This window comes from Oceanobacillus oncorhynchi (assembly GCF_000821065.1).
Lineage (GTDB): Bacteria > Bacillota > Bacilli > Bacillales > Amphibacillaceae > Oceanobacillus > Oceanobacillus oncorhynchi.
In genome coordinates this window covers 2,885,746-2,904,582 of the sequence record NZ_CDGG01000001.1, presented here as the reverse complement: position 1 = coordinate 2,904,582, position 18,837 = coordinate 2,885,746, and the positions used below count along the sequence as shown (strand labels likewise).

The 18,837-nt window shown below is 34.3% G+C and carries 19 protein-coding genes and 2 pseudogenes; 5 read left to right on the top strand and 16 right to left on the bottom strand.

The features are described 5' to 3' along the window. Positions 1-548 precede the first annotated feature (548 nt). The 5 genes from BN997_RS13895 to BN997_RS13875 all read right to left on the bottom strand — a co-directional run bounded on the left by BN997_RS13895 (position 549) and on the right by BN997_RS13875 (position 6,016). Positions 549-2,678, bottom strand: coding sequence for a copper-translocating P-type ATPase (locus BN997_RS13895; RefSeq protein ID WP_042533148.1), 2,130 nt, complete (start codon positions 2,676-2,678; stop codon positions 549-551). A gap of 100 nt (positions 2,679-2,778) precedes the next feature. Then, on the bottom strand, positions 2,779-3,453 hold the full coding sequence (locus BN997_RS13890; protein ID WP_042533146.1) for a response regulator transcription factor: 675 nt from the start codon (positions 3,451-3,453) through the stop codon (positions 2,779-2,781). Further along, positions 3,446-4,834 (bottom strand): sensor histidine kinase, encoded by a 1,389-nt coding sequence (locus tag BN997_RS13885; protein WP_042533144.1) that lies wholly within the window; start codon positions 4,832-4,834, stop codon positions 3,446-3,448. Before BN997_RS13885 ends, BN997_RS13890 begins: the two co-directional genes overlap by 8 nt. Before the next feature lie 9 nt (positions 4,835-4,843). After that, positions 4,844-5,575: a cytochrome c biogenesis CcdA family protein gene (locus tag BN997_RS13880; RefSeq protein ID WP_042533142.1), complete on the bottom strand. Its 732-nt coding sequence runs from the start codon at positions 5,573-5,575 to the stop codon at positions 4,844-4,846. Between the two features lie 177 nt (positions 5,576-5,752). Continuing rightward, entirely contained in the window at positions 5,753-6,016 is a 264-nt protein-coding gene (locus BN997_RS13875) for an SHOCT domain-containing protein (protein ID WP_042536130.1), read from the bottom strand. A 238-nt stretch (positions 6,017-6,254) separates the two neighbouring features. Here BN997_RS13875 and BN997_RS13870 point away from each other — a divergent pair, with 238 nt between their 5' ends. The 3 genes from BN997_RS13870 (at position 6,255) to BN997_RS13860 (ending at position 8,729) form a co-directional block, all read left to right on the top strand. After that, positions 6,255-6,860: a YdhK family protein gene (locus BN997_RS13870; protein WP_042533140.1), complete on the top strand. Its 606-nt coding sequence runs from the start codon at positions 6,255-6,257 to the stop codon at positions 6,858-6,860. A 298-nt stretch (positions 6,861-7,158) separates the two neighbouring features. Next, the gene (locus tag BN997_RS13865; RefSeq protein ID WP_042533136.1) at positions 7,159-7,506 is read left to right on the top strand and encodes an AbrB/MazE/SpoVT family DNA-binding domain-containing protein; all 348 of its coding nucleotides are present in this window, start codon (positions 7,159-7,161) and stop codon (positions 7,504-7,506) included. A gap of 311 nt (positions 7,507-7,817) precedes the next feature. Next, entirely contained in the window at positions 7,818-8,729 is a 912-nt protein-coding gene (locus BN997_RS13860; RefSeq protein WP_042533134.1) for a C40 family peptidase, read from the top strand. A gap of 69 nt (positions 8,730-8,798) precedes the next feature. Here the strand turns inward: BN997_RS13860 and BN997_RS13855 are convergent, their stop codons facing one another. Continuing rightward, on the bottom strand, positions 8,799-9,038 hold the full coding sequence (locus tag BN997_RS13855; protein ID WP_042533132.1) for a hypothetical protein: 240 nt from the start codon (positions 9,036-9,038) through the stop codon (positions 8,799-8,801). Between the two features lie 528 nt (positions 9,039-9,566). Beyond that, positions 9,567-9,863 (bottom strand): annotated as a pseudogene (locus tag BN997_RS13850) (arsenate reductase); the annotation flags it as partial. 190 nt (positions 9,864-10,053) lie between these two features. Here BN997_RS13850 and istA point away from each other — a divergent pair. Together istA and istB are read left to right on the top strand one after the other, a co-directional pair. Continuing rightward, entirely contained in the window at positions 10,054-11,634 is a 1,581-nt protein-coding gene (istA, locus tag BN997_RS13845) for an IS21 family transposase (RefSeq protein WP_042533131.1), read from the top strand. After that, on the top strand, positions 11,631-12,401 hold the full coding sequence (istB, locus tag BN997_RS13840) for an IS21-like element helper ATPase IstB (RefSeq protein ID WP_042533127.1): 771 nt from the start codon (positions 11,631-11,633) through the stop codon (positions 12,399-12,401). The genes istA and istB overlap by 4 nt, the downstream gene beginning before the upstream one ends. 37 nt (positions 12,402-12,438) lie before the next feature. Here istB and BN997_RS22610 read toward each other — a convergent pair. The 9 genes and pseudogenes from BN997_RS22610 to BN997_RS13805 form a co-directional block, all read right to left on the bottom strand. Continuing rightward, positions 12,439-12,564 (bottom strand): annotated as a pseudogene (locus BN997_RS22610) (arsenate reductase); the annotation flags it as partial. 14 nt (positions 12,565-12,578) lie between these two features. Then, the gene (locus tag BN997_RS13835; RefSeq protein ID WP_042533125.1) at positions 12,579-13,877 is read right to left on the bottom strand and encodes an arsenic transporter; all 1,299 of its coding nucleotides are present in this window, start codon (positions 13,875-13,877) and stop codon (positions 12,579-12,581) included. A gap of 16 nt (positions 13,878-13,893) precedes the next feature. Further along, positions 13,894-14,238, bottom strand: a complete 345-nt coding sequence (locus tag BN997_RS13830) for an ArsR/SmtB family transcription factor (protein WP_042533123.1) — start codon at positions 14,236-14,238, stop codon at positions 13,894-13,896. An 89-nt stretch (positions 14,239-14,327) separates the two neighbouring features. Then, complete coding sequence (locus BN997_RS13825) at positions 14,328-14,525, bottom strand: hypothetical protein (protein WP_042533122.1); 198 nt, start codon at positions 14,523-14,525, stop codon at positions 14,328-14,330. Between the two features lie 58 nt (positions 14,526-14,583). Then, a complete protein-coding gene (locus BN997_RS13820) occupies positions 14,584-15,930 on the bottom strand; it encodes an NAD(P)-binding domain-containing protein (RefSeq protein WP_235817428.1) in 1,347 nt (448 codons plus the stop codon). A gap of 56 nt (positions 15,931-15,986) precedes the next feature. Beyond that, positions 15,987-17,033 carry a flavin-containing monooxygenase gene (locus BN997_RS13815; protein WP_042533120.1) on the bottom strand — a complete coding sequence of 349 codons (1,047 nt, stop codon included), beginning with the start codon at positions 17,031-17,033 and terminating at the stop codon, positions 15,987-15,989. Positions 17,034-17,086: 53 nt separating this feature from the next. Then, entirely contained in the window at positions 17,087-17,536 is a 450-nt protein-coding gene (locus BN997_RS13810) for a MarR family winged helix-turn-helix transcriptional regulator (RefSeq protein ID WP_042533119.1), read from the bottom strand. A gap of 96 nt (positions 17,537-17,632) precedes the next feature. Further along, a complete protein-coding gene (locus tag BN997_RS23855) occupies positions 17,633-17,704 on the bottom strand; it encodes a hypothetical protein (RefSeq protein ID WP_425311627.1) in 72 nt (23 codons plus the stop codon). A gap of 458 nt (positions 17,705-18,162) precedes the next feature. Continuing rightward, entirely contained in the window at positions 18,163-18,717 is a 555-nt protein-coding gene (locus BN997_RS13805) for an Ada metal-binding domain-containing protein (RefSeq protein ID WP_078059879.1), read from the bottom strand. Positions 18,718-18,837: the final 120 nt, after the last annotated feature.

The window sequence follows — 18,837 nt, the reverse complement described above, 5'->3', positions numbered from 1 at the left end:
ATAATCATAAAATATCTAAATGGAGAATCATTTACAGTTTTAAACCCTTCACCTTAATGATAAATCTTTAATCATATATGGGGACTACAAATATTATGCAAAACATAGATGTACATTTCTTTATCTATTCCGGAAATCAACTAGAACGTTAAAAGTTATTAACAATCAACCTTTTTCCATAAAGGCGTTAATATACTTTGTGGATCAGAAGTGATTCGTCGATTGTATTTTACTCATTTACATTATCCATTAAAACGAAATCAGCTATTGCAGCGGTCACCTTTACCCAAGTCAGCTTTTTCTCACATTACTTTAATCTTTCAACTAGAAAAAACTGATTTTCACCTAACGGAAAACCAGCTTTTTCATTTTTATATTTAGACACTAAATTCATAACCTTAATCTTAAACAACTTCTTTCAAATTTTACAATGAAACTTTTGAACCTTTACATCTAAAGTTTTTCTTTACAGATTGAGCTTTTTTCCGAGTATAATAATAGCATTATACTATTAACACTTAACCTATATTTCATTTTCATACTAAATTTTAATCAATCTTCAACAATTGGGCATTAATTGCACAAATAATTGTACTTAATGACATGACAGCAGCACCAATAGCTGGTGTAATAACGATACCGACATTATATAATACACCTGCTGCTAGTGGGATGGCTATCACGTTGTAACCTGCTGCCCATCCTAAGTTTTGTATCATTTTTCTATAACTAGCTTTCGATAACTTCAAAATATTTAAGATATCAACAGGATCACTATTTACTAAAACAACATCCGCTGTCTCAATTGCAACGTCTGTACCAGCACCAATCGCAATACCCAAATCAGCTTCAGCTAAGGCAGGCGCATCATTGATTCCGTCACCAATCATGGCAACCTTTTTGCCACCTTCCTTCAGTTTTTTCACATTATCCGATTTATCATGTGGTAGAACCTCTGAAATAACTTTTGATAGTCCAAGTTTTTCACCTACATAATTTGCAACACGATTATTATCACCTGTCATCATAACTGTTTCAATGCCACTATCTTTTAATTGCTTGATAACTTCATAAGAGGATTCACGAATGATATCCGCTAAAGCAATCATTCCTTGCAATACATTGTCTCTTAATACAAAAACAACTGTTTTCCCTTGTTGGGCTAGCTTTTCATACGTTTCTTCATCGAAATCTATATTATTCGCTTTCATCGCTCCAGGGCTAATGACTGCGATTTCAGTTCCTTTCACATCAGCAGTTAATCCTTTACCAGTTAAATTTCTATAATTCGTTACCTCATATAGCTCTAAATTACGATTTTTTCCTTCCTTCACAATTCCTTTTGCAATTGGATGATCGGATTGGGTCTCAACTGAATAAGCTAACTTCACTAATTCATCTTTACTTACATTGTTACTTGGATGAATATCAGTAACCCCGAAGTTTCCCTCAGTAAGGGTGCCTGTCTTATCGAATACAACCCGATCTAGCTTTCGAGCATTTTCAAATGGGGTACGATTACGAATCAACAAACCATTCTTAGCAGCAATAGACGTTGATCTTGAAGTAACTAAAGGCATAGCCAGACCAAGTGCATGCGGGCAAGCTATAATCAGAACGGTAACCATTCTTTCTAGCGCAAATTCAAAATCCCCTGTCGTACTCCAGTAAGCAATCGTGATGATTCCAGCAACCACCGCCACATAAAATAGCCATTTTGCTGCAATATTAGCAAACCCCTGTGCTTTTGATTTGGTATTTTCCGCCTCGCTTACTAATTGAATAACTTGAGATAAATACGTGTCATTTCCAATTTTATTTACCTTAATTTTTAATACACCTTCACCATTAACGGCCCCACCTATTGCTTTCATTCCAGGTCCTTTTTCCACAGGAACGGATTCACCTGTTAACATAGATTCGTCGACGGTAGATTCTCCTTCAAAAATTTCCCCATCAATGGGTATTTTTTCTCCTGATTTAACTAGAATCTCATCTCCAGGGTGTAATTCTTCAACAGACACTTCTACAATATTTCCGGACGCGTCAATTTTATGTGCCTCTTTTGGCATTAGTTTAATTAATTCTTCGAGTGCTTTTGAAGCACCCATTATGGACCTCATTTCTACCCAGTGACCTAACAACATAATGACAATTAACGTAGCTACCTCAAAATAAAAGTCACTGCCATCAATCAAGAAGGCTGTTAAGGTGCTATAAATATAGGCTGTTACAATGGCAAGTGAAATTAACAACATCATCCCTGGTGTTTTTGTTTTTATTTCATCCCATGCACCAAGTAAAAACGGTTTTCCACCATAGAAAAACACTATGGTAGAAAGTAAGAAAAGTACTATCGTGTTACCCGTAAAGTTTACTTCATAGTTGAATAACATTTGGATCATCGGTGACAGATAAGTAATCGGTATCGCTAACACTAAAGATACCCAGAAACGCTTTTTAAAATCATCTATCATATGCTCATGATGACCGGCATGTCCTCCTCCATGTCCGTGTCCCGAATGGTCATGACCATTATGATTATGATGCTCACGGTGATCATGGCTATGGTGTTCATGATCATGATGCTCGTGGTTATGATGTTCGTGATTATGGTGCTTGTGCCCATCGTGTTCACTATGGCTTTGGTTATTCTTCTTACTATCGTGATTTGCCATGCTATCAATCCTCCTAGTGAATAATTATGTTAAGATCATTTTCTATATAGTGTGCAATAGGTAATTTTCTTATTACTAAGACATCATACAAATTCCCCTGTCAAGGGTTATTAACCCACTTATATCCTACACCCCACACAGTTTTAAAATAGTCATCTATTGGAAATCCTGTTTGACGGATTTTCTCTCTCATATTCCGCACGTGTGAATCAACTGTTCTTCCCCCTGTTTCAGAATCAAACCCCCAAATCAAATCAATCAAATGTTCCCTAGCAAATACTTGATTCGGATTCTTCATAAAGTGTCCAATCATAATAAATTCTTTAGGCGTTACCTTGATTGGGTTAGTTTTATAGGATAATTCAAACTGATCCCTATTCCAAATTAAACCATTCACCTCAATATAACTCTTTGGTTCTCTTCTACGTAATATAGCTGACATCCTAGCCAATAATTCTTCTTCGTTAAATGGCTTTGTGATATAATCGTCTGCACCTAACCGCAATCCTTTTACAATATCCTCATGTTGGTCACGGGCAGTTAACATTATAATTGGTACATCAGAAATGCCTCTAATTTCTTGGCATAATTCCCATCCATCCATCTCAGGCATCATAATATCTAGTAAAACAATGTCAAATGTTTCTTGATTTATATAGGACAATGCTTCAGTAGCACCTAATGCTTCTTTACAAACATATTTATGAGGTTGTAAATACAACGCAATTAAATCTAACATTCGCTTCTCATCATCAACGATAAGAACTTTATTCATTTCTTTTCCCCCTTGCCAACTTGATAATGATACTTGTGCCCAGTCCTATTTCGCTTTTTGCTTCAATACTACCACCATGGGATTCAATAATTTCTTTTGAAATAGCTAGACCTAGCCCAGTTCCTCCACTTTGTCTTGAACGTGATTTTTCCACACGGTATAACCGGTCAAATATATATGGAAGATCTTGTGCAGGAATTCCTTCTCCATCATCTGTAGTTGTAATAATGATATACTGATCAGTCTGCTTTACCTCTATTAAGATTTTTGAACCTTCCTTAGAATGCTTTTTCGCATTATCTAGGATATTTATTAACACTTGTTGAAAACGTTCTGGATCAATATAAGCTTTTATTTCATCAAGGCAATTCACATGAAGTAATATTTTTTTCTCAGCTAACGCTGGTCGAATACGTTCAATTATTCTTTGAATAAGCTCACATAAATTCACTCGTTCGCGTCTAATCCGAAAATTATTTTGATCTATTTTAGCTAATTCAAATAAGTTCTTAATTAATACCGTTAATTGCTCTGTTTCTTCTCGAATTATTTCAACATATTCTTTAACTTGTTCTTCAGACGTACCTTGACGATTAATGATATCTGCATATCCTTTGATATATGTTAATGGCGTCCGCAGCTCATGTGACACACTGGCCAGGAACTCATTTCTAGCCTGTTTTAGTTCTTTCAACTCCTGTGATAGCTTGGTGATGGAATTAGCTAATTCACCTAATTCATCTTTCCTTTTTGTATGTAGTGCTATATTGTGTCTTCCCTTACTTAATTGTTCTGTCTCTTCTTTCATTTTAATTAACGGTTGTGTAATAAATCGAGACAAAATAAATATAGTCATAATTGTTAACAACACAGTGATAAAGCTAATTATCAAAAACTGATTGCTAAGCTGATCAACTGTTCTTTTTACATAACTTGTATCGGCAAACATAAACACATGCCCCTTATGTTCCCCGCTTATTGTAATCGGACTATCTGTCACGATATAATTTCCTTCACTCCACCTATCTTCAACTATTTTACCTTCTGTAGGTATTTCTTCATCATTAGTATGTTCTACCACATTAATCATTTCTTGTTTTACAGGGTCAGATGAAATAATAATCTCACCTTTCTCATTTGTAATGATAACGATAAATTCAGACGCTGATTCCATAATACCGACATGTTCTAATGTAGGTTGATCGAAATGATCTTCTAAAACGTCACGATGTGTGTTCCCGCGTGCCAGCAGACTATTCATAACTTCATCAATACGATCATTTACTAGGTTCGTATATAAAATAAAAAACAAAAAAGATTCAATAACCAGAATAAATACAAAAAACAGTAATCCAATTTTAAAAGATAATTTATTAAACATACTACACCTCTATAACCAATAAGTAAGTGTATCCAACACACCAAGAATTAAAAGTAACAAACCAGCAATCTTTTGGGTGACAGCTCCTATTTTTCTACTTCTTTTTAATATGGCACCACTTGCACCAAAATACCAAATTAAAAATATAACAATCAATAGCGGAAGAGAAGTGCCAATTCCAAACACAGCTGGAAGGACTGCACCATACGAAGTTATCAATACAATTGGCATTAATGTTAAAAGAAAGAGCACAAACATGGTTGGGCAAAAAGCTAATGTAAAACTTACTCCCATTAAAAAGCTGCCTAAATAACTATCTTTAAGTACCTTTGTGGGAAAATGAAAAATACGCCATGTTTTCTTCCATTGAAATATCCCAATCATAAATAACCCTACTATAATTAGCATTGGACCTATTGCTTTACGTATAATGGGTAGAATTTGTGAAAGCGTGCTATATACCTCTCTACCTAACAACCAAACAATAATCCCTAGTATAGAATAAACTACGACCTTCCCTAAGACAAATAACAATACATGCAACCATGGAACTTTATCAACTAATGATTTATTACCATAAATCGTAATTGCACTGAGGTTACTTGTAAGCTGACAAGGTGCAAGAGCTCCAATCACCCCAAGAAAAAAGGCAAATAATAATGGTAAATGTTCTAAACCATTAGCGAGATCTATTATTGGTTCCATTAATGTGTTACTTATCTGGTTAAATAGTTCAAACATATATATTCAACTCACTATATAATAATTTTATCACTTGACCTTGGTAATAATTAAATGATTTTTTCTTTAACTTCTTGATATATGTGTCGCTCCGAAAAAATGAGAATGAGGCTATCTTGATAATATACCGTTGCAAAGACATGTTTAAGAAAAAGTATATTTGTTAGGATGGTAAAGCTAACTATCTACATCACCTTCACTTATACTACTGTTCACTTTCAAATCATTACTCTTTTTTTCCTTTATTATTGATTTTAGTCGTTCATATTCCAACTCGTTAATTTCACCTTTAGCTAAGCGTTCTTTAATTATTTGTAATGGTGTTCTCTTTTTATCTCCTTTAATAAAACTTGCTATTAAAAAAATACCAAAACTAATTAATCCTATCCAGAAAATAATCATTAGAATCACTGTCCAAAATGATCCATACCCATTCATCATATGCAATTTACATCACCTTCTCATTTGGTCTATTATCATTTATTATAGCTTTTATTTATCAAGAAAATATGCAGGCCTGCCAAGAAAAATGAATTCCCCTGTTTTACAAAGCTGAATCTTTACTTTATATCAGATAAATATTAAATAATCTTTAGAACTTTAGACAATCTGCACATAAACTGCAAAATAATAGGGTACTGTAACAATGAATTCAAAATAATGAAAGGAGCAACATTAAATGGCAATTAAAAAAATTATAATAGGGTTAGTATCTTTATTTACAATCTCCGTACTATCCGCATGTGCGGGAGAAACGGAAACGGAAGATACAAATAATGAAAATAACACGGAACAAAACTCCGAGGAAAGTACACAGGACGATATGGAAGGCATGGACCATTCCGAAATGCATATGTCTGGCTCTGGAGATGTACCCGAAGGTTTAAAGGAAGCAAACAATCCAACTTATGAAGTTGGCAGTCAAGCTATAATTGAATCGGATCACATGGAAGGTATGAAAGGTGCTGAGGCAACAATAGTAGGAGCCTACGATACCACAGTTTATACAGTTTCTTATATACCCACAACAGGTGGTGAGAAAATAACCAATCATAAGTGGGTCATTCATGAAGAATTAGAAGACCCTAGTGAAACACCGTTAGAATCTGGTGATGAAGCTATTATAAATGCTGATCATATGGAAGGCATGAATGGGGCAACAGCTGAAATTGATTCAGCAGAAGAAACCACGGTATATATGGTAGATTTTGTTTTAACTACAAATGGAGAAGAAGTCACAAACCACAAATGGGTAACAGAAAGTGAATTATCCTCAGTAGAATGAAATTAGAATTAACTAGCATATAATTTCTAACTCACCTTTTTGTAAACAATACAATCCCATTTAAAAATATATTCAAGAGGAGGAAGATGTCCCCTCCTTTTGAAGGGTTATAAGCAAATTACAGAAGAAATCTTCTATAAAAGATATCTTCTGTAATTTTTTGTCTTCTTTTATTGAATACGATAAAAGGATTTGATATTTGACAAGAAAATTATTTCTATAATTTTTTATTCTGCAAAGAATCTGCATAACTTCCCATTACTATTAAAAAAATATATTCAAATGGAGTGTTAAATTTATGTACGATTCATGTCCTATAAATGAAAAAAATCCCCAAATAAATCCAACTGGATTACATTGTATGATAACCAGTAGTTATTCTGTTACTATTCCAAAACCCATTAGAGATATTTTAAACTTAAGCCCTGGAGATGAGGTGATAATTAGTTCAAAACATAAATCTAATGAATTAATAGTGCAAAAATTTAGTGGAAATTCAATAGAAAATATAATGATATTAAATGAAAGAGGCTCATTTAGAGTACCAAAAGAATTTATTAAATTTCTCAATTTGGAAATAGGCGACATTTTTAGCCTATACCTTAATAGAGAGAAGCAAATCGTTTTGTTGAGAAAACAATCATGAGATAGGCAATTCAATCGTCAAGCTAAAGACAGTTGTTTTCAAAACGTTTCCTTCTTCTATCAATTTTTTAGAACTTTACGAGGTACACGAAAGAGGCTTCATAAAAATAAAATACTGTCGATTATTGTTATAATCTTTATACAATACTGTAACATATGATCACATTTTGTAATCTTTATGTAATTTTTTTATGATTTCTATTGTGATATGCACATGCTAAAATCTATTTAAGAGCGAAAAATCTATTACATAGAATTTCAAACTTAACTACAAAATAACTAGAATTTCTAACATTAAAAGGAGGAACACTTATGGCAACACCCAATCTTAGAGTGAAAAAATATGTACTTTCAAGTGCACTTGCTACTTCTATAGCATTAACTCCATTTTTAGGAGATAGTGTGTTTGCAAGCGCTGGCGAAGGCTCTTCTAAAGGCGATATTTCTATTGAAGAAAGCAACTTATCCAATTTTCAAGTAGAGCAGCAACCACCAACTACAACTGAAATTGTAAACACATCTATACTCCAACAAGGCAGTGTAGGATCTGAGGTAGAACATGTACAAAATACTCTACAATCACTTGGTTACTATTCTTATCAAGTAGATGGGGTTTTTGGTGATATTACTGCACAAGCAGTGAGAGATTTCCAAGCGGATCAAGGTTTGCAAGTAGATGGTATTATTGGGTCAAATACAAAGAATGCATTAGCATTACCTGCTGATACACCTTCTTTACCTCAAGACACCATATCTGAGACTAATGATGAGGAACTTGCCCTTGAAGAGACTGGAAATTCCAATGAATTAACTAACACAAATGTATCTAGTGAATCAAGCGAATCGGCAGCTATTTCCCCTAGTCATGATAATATTGTTGCTGCAGCAGAGAGTGTTCTCGGAACACCTTATGTATGGGGTGGAACTACTGCTTCCGGATTAGATAGTAGCGGTTTTATTCAATATGTATTTAATCAAGTAGGCATTGATGTTGCTCGTACACACCGTGATAATTGGGTAAATACTGGTGTACGTGTTAACTCTCCTAGTGTGGGGGATGTTGTATTCTTTGAAGGTACTTATGACGTACAAGGTGCGTCCCATAGCGGTATCTATATTGGAAACAATCAAATGATTCATTCCGGAGATAATGGGGTTGTCGTAGCAGATATTAGCATTGATTACTGGCAAAGTCACTATATTGGTGCAAAATCTTATAGATAATAAAAAACGATTGAAACAAAAAATGAGCCATCATAATTTGATGGCTTTTATAATACTCTCACACTTTTGTCAATTTTCTATTTTTATTTGCTTCTCTATACAAATAATACTATTCATGATAGCTCTCTGCTCTTGTTCTAATAAGTTAATTATTTTTATTAATTCAGGAATAGCATGATCTACCGTATACAGGTCATCTGCCATCAAACAGTAAGTGACCTTAACCAATTTTTCTTCCATTTCCGCAAAATACAATTTCCGATTCAATTCATGTGTTAATAAGCGGCCTTTTTCATTATCTTTAACCATCTAATTCCTCCTTCAATTAACCTATTTCCTAGCACATACACATAATTTTATTTAATTATATCGTGCCTTAAAACGGAAAGTCAGCATAAAAAAGGAATTTAAAACAAGTATTCGTTTAACTGCATAAGGCAGACCTATAAATAAAAAACAATGAATCCATGTGGGTTTCCTATTATTAGAATCATCTTTTTTATCTAGTTATAACGAAGAATAATAAAAAATGATTATTTTCACTCTATAATCAACCAGTTCCTATCTTTCTCCAAGGTCAATTCATACTGTGAAAATTGCACTGCCTTTATTGTCTAATCTAAATATCTCACTGTTACCCAGGCCTTTATTTGGTTCTCTTTATACAGGGTTGATTAACTCAGAAAAAGCATATTCTTGATCAATTAAGGGCAAAGCATTATCTTTTACATAATAGGCAAGTTCACTAGATAACATATATTTTTTATGAAACGATTCCTCTTTATTCTACAATCATCTAGTTTTCACCTTTCAATATGAAATAAACATATACATATACTATTCTCCTGTTTCAGCAAAACGTTTGATTCTTTTCCCTATTTCATCACGAACCCGTTGAAATACAATCCATTTTTCTTCTTCATTCCCTTGAGCTTTGGCTGGATCATCAAAACCCCAATGGTCACGTTTCACTTGTGGCGGTGTCATTGGACATTTATCCGCAGCGTCTCCGCATAAAGTGACTACAAAGTCCGCATTGTTTAAGATTTCCGGGTCGATAATATCAGATGTTTGGTTCGAAATATCAATATTGACCTCTTGCATTGCCTTTACTGCATTGGGATTTAAACCATGTTGTAACTGCTAAACTAAAGTAGACCATTATTGCTTGATAAGAATGAACACTTTTCTTGGGGGATAGGCATGTAACAGGCTGTTGCCCCGTAGGGGCGGCAGCCTGTTACATGCTCGCCGTTCCGTCAGGTACCAACTAACTATTGCAATCTTTCATTTACTGTATAATACATGTTTGTACGATACAGAAATGGGAGGAGTAAGAAAGGTGGAAACATGGAAAGTGTATATGGAAATCTATCAACTAAAACAAGAAGGATTTAAAATACGGAGAATAGCTAGAAAACTAGGTATATCAAGAACAACAGTATATAAATACCTTGAAAAGTCTCCTCAGGAAATGGCGGAGTGGGTAGCTTCCACACAGACAAGAAAGAAGAAATTAGATGCCTACGAATTACTTATTCATACTTGGCTAACAGAACATCCAGATCTTTCTAGTGCTCAAGTTCATGATTGGTTAAAAGAAAGGTTTCCAACTCTACGTGTTGGAGAAAGTACCGTTCGTGGTTATGTCAAAGCACTCCGGGAAAAATATCATATTCCAAAAACAGAGATGAAGCGTGTCTATCAAGCTATTCCAGATCCACCAATGGGGCAGCAAGCCCAAGTAGATTTTGGTCAGACGATACAGAAAACATCCCAGGGAAAGGAAAAGAAATTATATTTTATTAGTTTCGTGCTTTCGCACTCTCGTTATAAATACGTTGTGTGGCTCTCCCGTCCTTTTACAACAAAAGATATGATTCAAGCTCACGAAGATGCTTTTCAGTATTTTGGAGGAATTCCATATGAGTTAGCTTATGATCAAGATTCCCTTATCGTAGTAAGTGAAAATGAAGGTGATCTCATCCTTACCAGTGAATTTCAAGCATACAGGGAAGCAAGAAAATTAAAGCTCTTTGTATGTAGAAAAGCTGATCCAGAAAGTAAAGGGAAGATTGAAAATGTCGTAGGATTTGTGAAGAAGAATTTTGCGAAGAACCGCGTATTTCACCATATAGATAAATGGAATGAATCCTGTTTAGCATGGCTGATTCGAACGGGAAACGGAAAAGTGCATAATACAACAAAAAAAAGACCAGTCGAAGTGTTTGCCCTAGAAAAACAACACTTAAGACCAGTCAACAAAAAAATTTCAATTTCAAATATCGATAATAGTATAACAAGAAATGTTCGTAAGGACAATACTATTATCTATCAATCGAATCGGTATTCGGTACCACTTGGTACATATAAAAAAGATAAAGAAGTTTTTATTGAAATAAGCGATCAAAACGAATTAATAATACGTGAAGAATCGAATGGAGCAATCATTGCCAAACACACATTAAGTTTAGAGAAAGGGAAATTGATTCAAGATTCTCAACATACCAGAGACCGTTCTAAAGGAATAGCTGCCTATATAGAAACGGTATCGACGTACTTTGATGATAAGGAAATGGCTTCTGATTTCCTTCAGGAAATTCACCAAAGATATCCTCGTTATATACGAGATCAATTATCTCTTATTTTAAAGGTATCAAAAACAGTAGCAAGAGAACGAAGGAACCAAGCTTTAGAAGAATGTGTCGCACGCAAAATATATAGTGCAACAGAGTTTAGAGATGTCGTAGAGTTTATCCAAAGACAAACGGATTCTCATCAAAGGCCTCCGCAAATAGAAGCTATCAAAACATTGCATGGTATGGATGATACGCTGCTTCAAATCAAGCCAAAAACAAGAGAATTGGATTCTTATATAGAGTTATTGAAAGGAGCAACGGTATGAGTCATTCAATAGAAGAAATACAACAACAGTTTCGATCGTTGAGACTCACAGAGACGGCAAATTATTTGCCATCTCTGATTCAACAAGCAGAGTCAGAAGATTGGACATATCAAGTACTTTTGAAACAATTGACTGGATATGAATTAAAACGTAGGGATGAAAAATTAATCGAAAAACGATTAAAATGGGCTGCATTCCCTTCCTATAAGACGTTGGACGAGTTTCATTTAGATGAGCAGCAATCACTCAGCAAAAGACAAGTAAATCAATTAAAGGAGTTTAACTGGCTAGATCAACTCTATAATTTAATCGTTTTAGGACCGCCAGGTGTAGGTAAAACACATTTAGCCACAGGGCTGGGCATAGAAGCTATACAAAAAGGATATAAAGTCTCTTTTATTTCCATGGGGCAGCTGATTCAAACATTAAAAACAGAAGAAGTTACCAGAAAATCACAAACGAGAATGAAACGAATTCGTTCCTCTCATTTAGTGATTATTGATGATTTAATGTTTATGGCAATGGATACACGTGAAGCGAATTTATTTTTCCATCTTATTAACGACCTTTATGATAAGGCTTCAATTATATTAACTTCTAATAAAGGACCGAATGAATGGGGAGAATTACTAGGTGATCCAGGGATTACAACGGCTATCCTAGATAGAATTTTACATCGAGCTGAAGTTATTCATTTTCATGATGATGATAGTTATCGAATGAAACACCGTTCTTCCATTTTCATGGAAGAAAGTGTCCAAATTTAATTAGCAAAAAGTGTTCATTTCTACTTGACGCTCACACATGTGCCTCAATACCTGCACTTTTCACTTCCCAAGCATCTCCAAGATATTTTTTCGCCCAGCCTTCAGCCATTTGGCTTCTGCAAGAGTTTCCAGTGCATAAGAAATAAATTGTTTTTTTAGACATAATCATTCTCCTTGTTAAAATAGAATCAGTGTTAAATATAGTCCTACTAATGTAATCAATAAGATAGGAAGGGTTAAAATAATACCTGTTTTAAAATAAGTTCCCCATGAAATCTTAACGCCTTTTTGTGATAATACATACAGCCATACTAATGTTGCCAGAGAACCAATCGGTGTGATTTTGGGACCTAAATCTGATCCAACTACATTCGCATAAATAAGTGCTTCACGTAACACACCAGATGTATTTGTTTCCGCAATGGCTAATGCATTAATCATTACGGTAGGCATGTTATTCATAATGGAGGATAGGAATGCTGCAATAAATCCCATGGCAACCGTTCCAACAAATAAACCTTGGTCAGCTACGGTTTGAATCATACTTGCAAGTGCCGATGTAAGCCCTGCATTCCCTAATCCATAGACCACCACGTACATTCCAATGGAGAAGAATACAATATTCCATGGTGCCCCTTTAATTACTTCTTTTGTATTAACAGCGGTACTGCGTCTTGCCATCAAAATAAAGAAAATCGCAATGACCCCAGCAATAATAGAAACAGGTACATTAACAAATTCACTCGTAAAGTACCCAATTACTAATATACCAAGTATAAGCCATGATAGGCGAAACATTTTTAAGTCCCTGATCGCCTCATTTGGTGTTCTTAATTTTGATACATCATAATCTCTAGGTATGTTTTTTCTAAAATAAATTAATAATACCGAAATCGTTGCGATTAAAGAGAATAAATTTGGAATAATCATTCTTGAAGCATATTCGACAAAACCGATACCAAAGAAATCGGCTGAAACGATGTTAACTAAATTACTAACAATAAACGGTAAAGATGTCGTATCAGCGATAAACCCACTTGCCATGATAAATGGAAAAATCATTTTTTCTTTGAAATTCAAATGACGTACCATCGCAAGTACAATCGGTGTTAGAATGAGTGCTGCACCATCATTCGCAAATAAAGCTGCGACAATTGCACCCAAAATGCTAATATATACAAACATCTTTATTCCATGCCCTTTTGCTATCCGTGCCATATGTAATGCTGCCCATTCAAATAATCCAATTTCATCTAATACTAATGAAATAAGAATAATGGCGACAAATGATAATGTTGCATTCCAAGTGATGCCAATAACTTCAAGTACATCACTAAATCCCACTACTCCTACGAGTAAAGCAATAATAGCTCCTCCCATGGCAGACCATCCAATATTTAAATTCTTTGGCTGCCAAATGACTAGGACTAGGGTTAAAACAAATATTATAATGGCGAGTATAAGTGTTGCTGACAAAATAAGACCTCCAAACCTAACAACAAGAAATTCGTGTGCCTTTCTCTTCCAGTTCTTTTAATTTATCATCTTGATCGGGTAATTGATTCAAAATCGGTTTGATAAATGAATAATACTCACTCTTACTATTAACCGTATAAAATATCCATTGTCCTTTTCTTTCTTCCTTCACTAACCCCAAATCTTTCAGTTTGCGTAAATGTTGGCTAATGGATGGTTGACTGGACTGAAATATTTCAACGAACTCACAAACACAACAAGTTTGTTCATTAATTAATTTCAGCATAGTCAGCCTTGTTTTATCGCCAAGTAATTTTAAAATACCAGCAGCTTTCTCCAATTCAATTGTAGTTTGCAGCATTTAAATCCCCCTTTTTATGAAATAATAATATAAGTATATAACTATACACTTATATATTCAAATAAAAAAATTTAGTGCAATCTTATTTCCTATTCTTTTAATTCCTCATAGGCTTCCATAAAATGTTGAAAAGAAATGTTTCCAAACGTATTTTCATCATTGCGAAATAGACGATCAAACGTGATTTCCTTTGCCTTCTCTAAAGTACATTGTCTGCTGTTCATAAGCAAAGAAAAATATGCCATAAAGTATTCTTTGCTTAAATCTCCGCCTTTATTAATAATCATTCAGACCACCTCCAAAAAGGGAGGGAAAGTAAATGATACTTTCCCTTTGTTTTTTATTTCAGCAACACGAATTGGCAGCATTTAAATTCGTACTACATACACCAGTTTCAGGTAATTCCAGTTCGACTTTCTCAGAGGCTTCATAATCCCCCGATAAATAAGCTACAATGGATCGAACCTGTTCATGTCCAGTTGCCATTAGGAATGTTGGTGCCCGACCATAACTTTTTGCTCCCACGATATAAAAATCCTTTTCAGGTTGTCGCAATTCTTTTTCTCCATGCGGGCGTACTGTTCCGCAACTGTGTATATTTGGATCAATTAAAGGTGCAAGGTCTTTAACACTTTCTGTTGCTGTATCAATACGGGTTCTCAGCTCACTTGAATTGGAGAAGTCTGGACGATTGCCAGTATTAACAACCATCTCATCTATATCTGAAATCGTTGTTAACTCTCCTTTCGATTCTCCTATAAGCTCTATTTTGCCTTCTTTTTCATGTATACGTTGAATTCTAAAAGGAGTAATTACTTCAAATGTATTTGCATCTACTAAATTGTGTATATGACTTCCTAATGCTCCTCTTGCCTCAAGTGCATCCAGTTCTTCTCCTCCAAATGCATCTTTTACGCTGTTTTTCCTTAAAATCCATATAATTTCCGTTGCAGGATGTTCTTCTTTTAATTTTGCTAATTCCAATAACGAATTAATAGCAGAATGACCACTTCCGACAACAGCAACACGTTTGTTTAGATAACGGTCCTTATCTTTACCAAGAATATCTGGAATGCCATAGAAAATTTGATTTTTTATATCTTTCTCTTCTTTTAACCATATTCCATTTGAATTTGCAGGATTAGGGTTTCCCCAAGTTCCGGTCGCATCTATGACTGCTCTTGCTTCAAATTGTACCAGTTCGTTACCTTGTTCTGCATAAATCACAAAAGGTTGTTGATCTCGATTAGCTGTTTTCATTTTATCTGTATTTTTGCGGCTAATGGAAATAACCTTAGTATTCATAAACAAAGAATTTTTGATTTCTGGTGTATTCGATAACGGTTTTAAGTATTGGTCAACTAACTCTTTACCAGTAGGTAATTCATTTTGATTCGGTACATTCCAATCTTGTTTTTTAAGAAGCTTCAATGCCGTCTTATCAATATTATATTTCCAAGGTGAAAAGACTTGGACATGCCCCCATGTTAAAATATTCTCTCCCACTTTAGAGCCGGATTCTAATAAAATAAAAGGTTGGTCGTAACTAACTAAATGGGCTGTCGCGGCAAGACCTACTGGTCCAGCACCAATGACTGCAATAGGTAAATGTTTGTTATATTGATGATTGCTTACTTGTTGTAGTTCTTCTTGCGGTTGACAACAATTTGTTTTAATTTCTATAGGTTTCACGTTCATCATCCTCCTAAATTTTCACTAATTATTTCTCCATTGTTATCCTATCTTCTTTATAAATTCTGTTTTATATGCTTTATTACGAACTTACTATCAGAGCCTCCCCCTCTTAATGTCGCAGAAGAAAAAGATCGTTGCCCTTCAAGTCCAACATAATAAAGTCCGGGAGTATTTTGACTGATACCAGCTTTCTGTAGTGGTCTTCCCTCCACATCAAATTTTTCTATTGTCTTTAGATATCCAAAATCAGAACGATATCCTGTAGCGAAAATCACAGTGTCTACAGGCTCTTGGTTGCCTTCTGACCAGACAACACCATCAGAATAGAAACGTTCGAACATCTTTTTTTGATTAGGGTTACCAACTTCTAACTTTTCTTTGTATCCAGCCAAATCAACTGTTGAGCTAGGAATTGGAACTGCTTTTCCGAACCTCCAGAAAGGAAACTTATCAAAGCCGATTGCCTTCACCCAATAGTGTAAATCTATTCCTAATATTTTTTGTTTTACTAACTGCACAGACTTACGAACTGCAAGTGTAGTGTTACTCACTTCTGATAATTCCATAGCAATCTGAACAGCTGAGTTTCCACTTCCAACAACGATTACTCTTTGACCAATATACTGATCAGGCTTTTGATAGGAAGAAGAATGAAGATAATTGCCACGAAAAGTATTCATGCCATTCATTTGTGGTAAATAAGGATTATGAAAAGAACCGGTAGCATTAATAATCGTTTTTGCTTTATAGGATTTTCCGTCAGAAGTTTCAATAGAAAATCCTTTTTGGTTACGACTGACCTCATAAACCCGTTGATTAGTTAAGATGGGCAATTTAAAACGTTTGGTGTAGGTGTTCAAGTAACTTATAACATCTTTTTTGGTTGGATAACCTCGCTTGTCATTTTTCATTCTCATGCCTGGTAAAGAAGATAAACGTGCAGGAGAAAAGAGCTTTAAACTATCATAATAATAAGACCATGAACCAGTTGCTTGCGTATTTGCCTCAAGTATTAAATAATTCAATCCGTATTTTGTTAAGTAATACCCCGACGCAAGGCCAGCCTGTCCTCCACCAATGATGATAGAGTCATAAATCATTTTGTTCCTCCTTTTATTTGCAAAATGCAAGCATTATTTTTTTATAAATTTATCTATCTTGGAGCAGGAGCACAGCAAGAACCAATTTTACCCATTGTATTATTAAGTAGCTGAATAGAGCGAAGCACCGTTTCTTTTTCAAAATCAGTCATATGGGCAAATATTTCTTCTAAATAAGTATTTATCTGTTCGTCAATGATTTCAGCTATATTCGTTCCTTCCGCCGTTAACTCAAGCGTATGAATACGGCGATCATTTAGACTTGGTGTCTTATTAACTAAATTCATTTTTATTAAAGATTGAACCTGACGACTAAAAGTAGTAATATCCGTCCCTAAGGCTTCTGCAACTTCTTGGACAGACGGAGCGAGTTGACGATTGATTTCATAAAGAATATGGCTTTGAATTAATGAGATATCAAGTCCATCTGCTGAACAACAATTTTTATTCAAAAGACCAAATCGACGTGTTATCATTTGAAAAAGGTCACGAGTATTTTCCATATTTAAATCACCTCTTTTATTTGTTATACAATATTTATTTGCAAAATGCAAGTAAATTTTATTAATTGAACTTTAATAGGTTAAAGTTTAACATAATCAAGTTGCCATAGCATGTAAAATGTAATTTGTAAAACCATGATCTTCGATTGTATAACCTTCTGCGGTAATATGTGCATTGACTAATTTTATTTCTCGTTCGGCTTTTAAAAATTGTTCTTCAACTTCTTACTTCAATATCATCCGCTCGCTAAATATCCCAATAAAGGTTATAGCGTCGAAAAAATGTTTTCATATGTAAGTTAATGCAACTTTGTTCATCTGACCTTCTCCTGCAATTCCATAGTTCCAAAGTTTTTTTCCATGTTCGGAATCACATATTTTAATTACATCTAGATTACCTCTTTTCTTCATAATTTTATTTTTCATTTAATAGAGCTACAAAAAAACTAGAACAAGGAGAGGACGAGAATGAGAAACGTTCATTGTAAATCACTCCTATTATTTTTTAGCTAACATCAAAAAAGCCATCTGTCGGTTAATACCGATCAAATGACGTTTTAAGTGTATTTATTGGTTTTGTAATAAAGGTTTATAATTCTATAAAAACATGTAGTCTGTTTTGATTACTATTGTTTTTCCAATAATGAATTTCTATAATTAGTTGGCGAGACTCCCTGATGTCTTTTAAACTTTACAGAGAATTGAGTACTGTCACTATACCCAACTTCTAAGGCAATATCTGTTATTGATAATTCTTTAAAGAAAAATAACCTTTTGGCTTCTTCCATTCTTAGTTCGTGTATATAATTTAAGGGAGTTTTTCCCTTTATTTCTTTAAAACTACGTTGTATATAGTAGGGATTTTTATTCAAAATATTACCTAGCAATTTTAAAGTTATCTTTTCTTTATAGTGTTCTTGTATATATTTCAGTACATCTTTTGTGATTTCCTCTTTATATCCTAGCCAATCCATTTGATTTGACTTACATCTAGTACAAGGTCTGAATCCTTCGTTAATAGCTGAATTTAAATCTTTATAGATAATGACATGTTTTGGGTTAGGAGTTCTAGCTGTACAAGAAGGACGACACACTGTTTTGGTTGTCGATAAGGCATAATAAAACATACCATCATATTTTTCATCGTTATTTTTGATTGCTTTCCATTGTTCCTTGTTCAATTCAATCTCTCCTTCTAAATTCGGAGTCAATATCTATAATGCTATATTTTAAAAGTTCATGTACAGTTAAAACAAAAGGTCGGTTGTGCACATCTACCTCCATTATGTGAAGGAGATTAT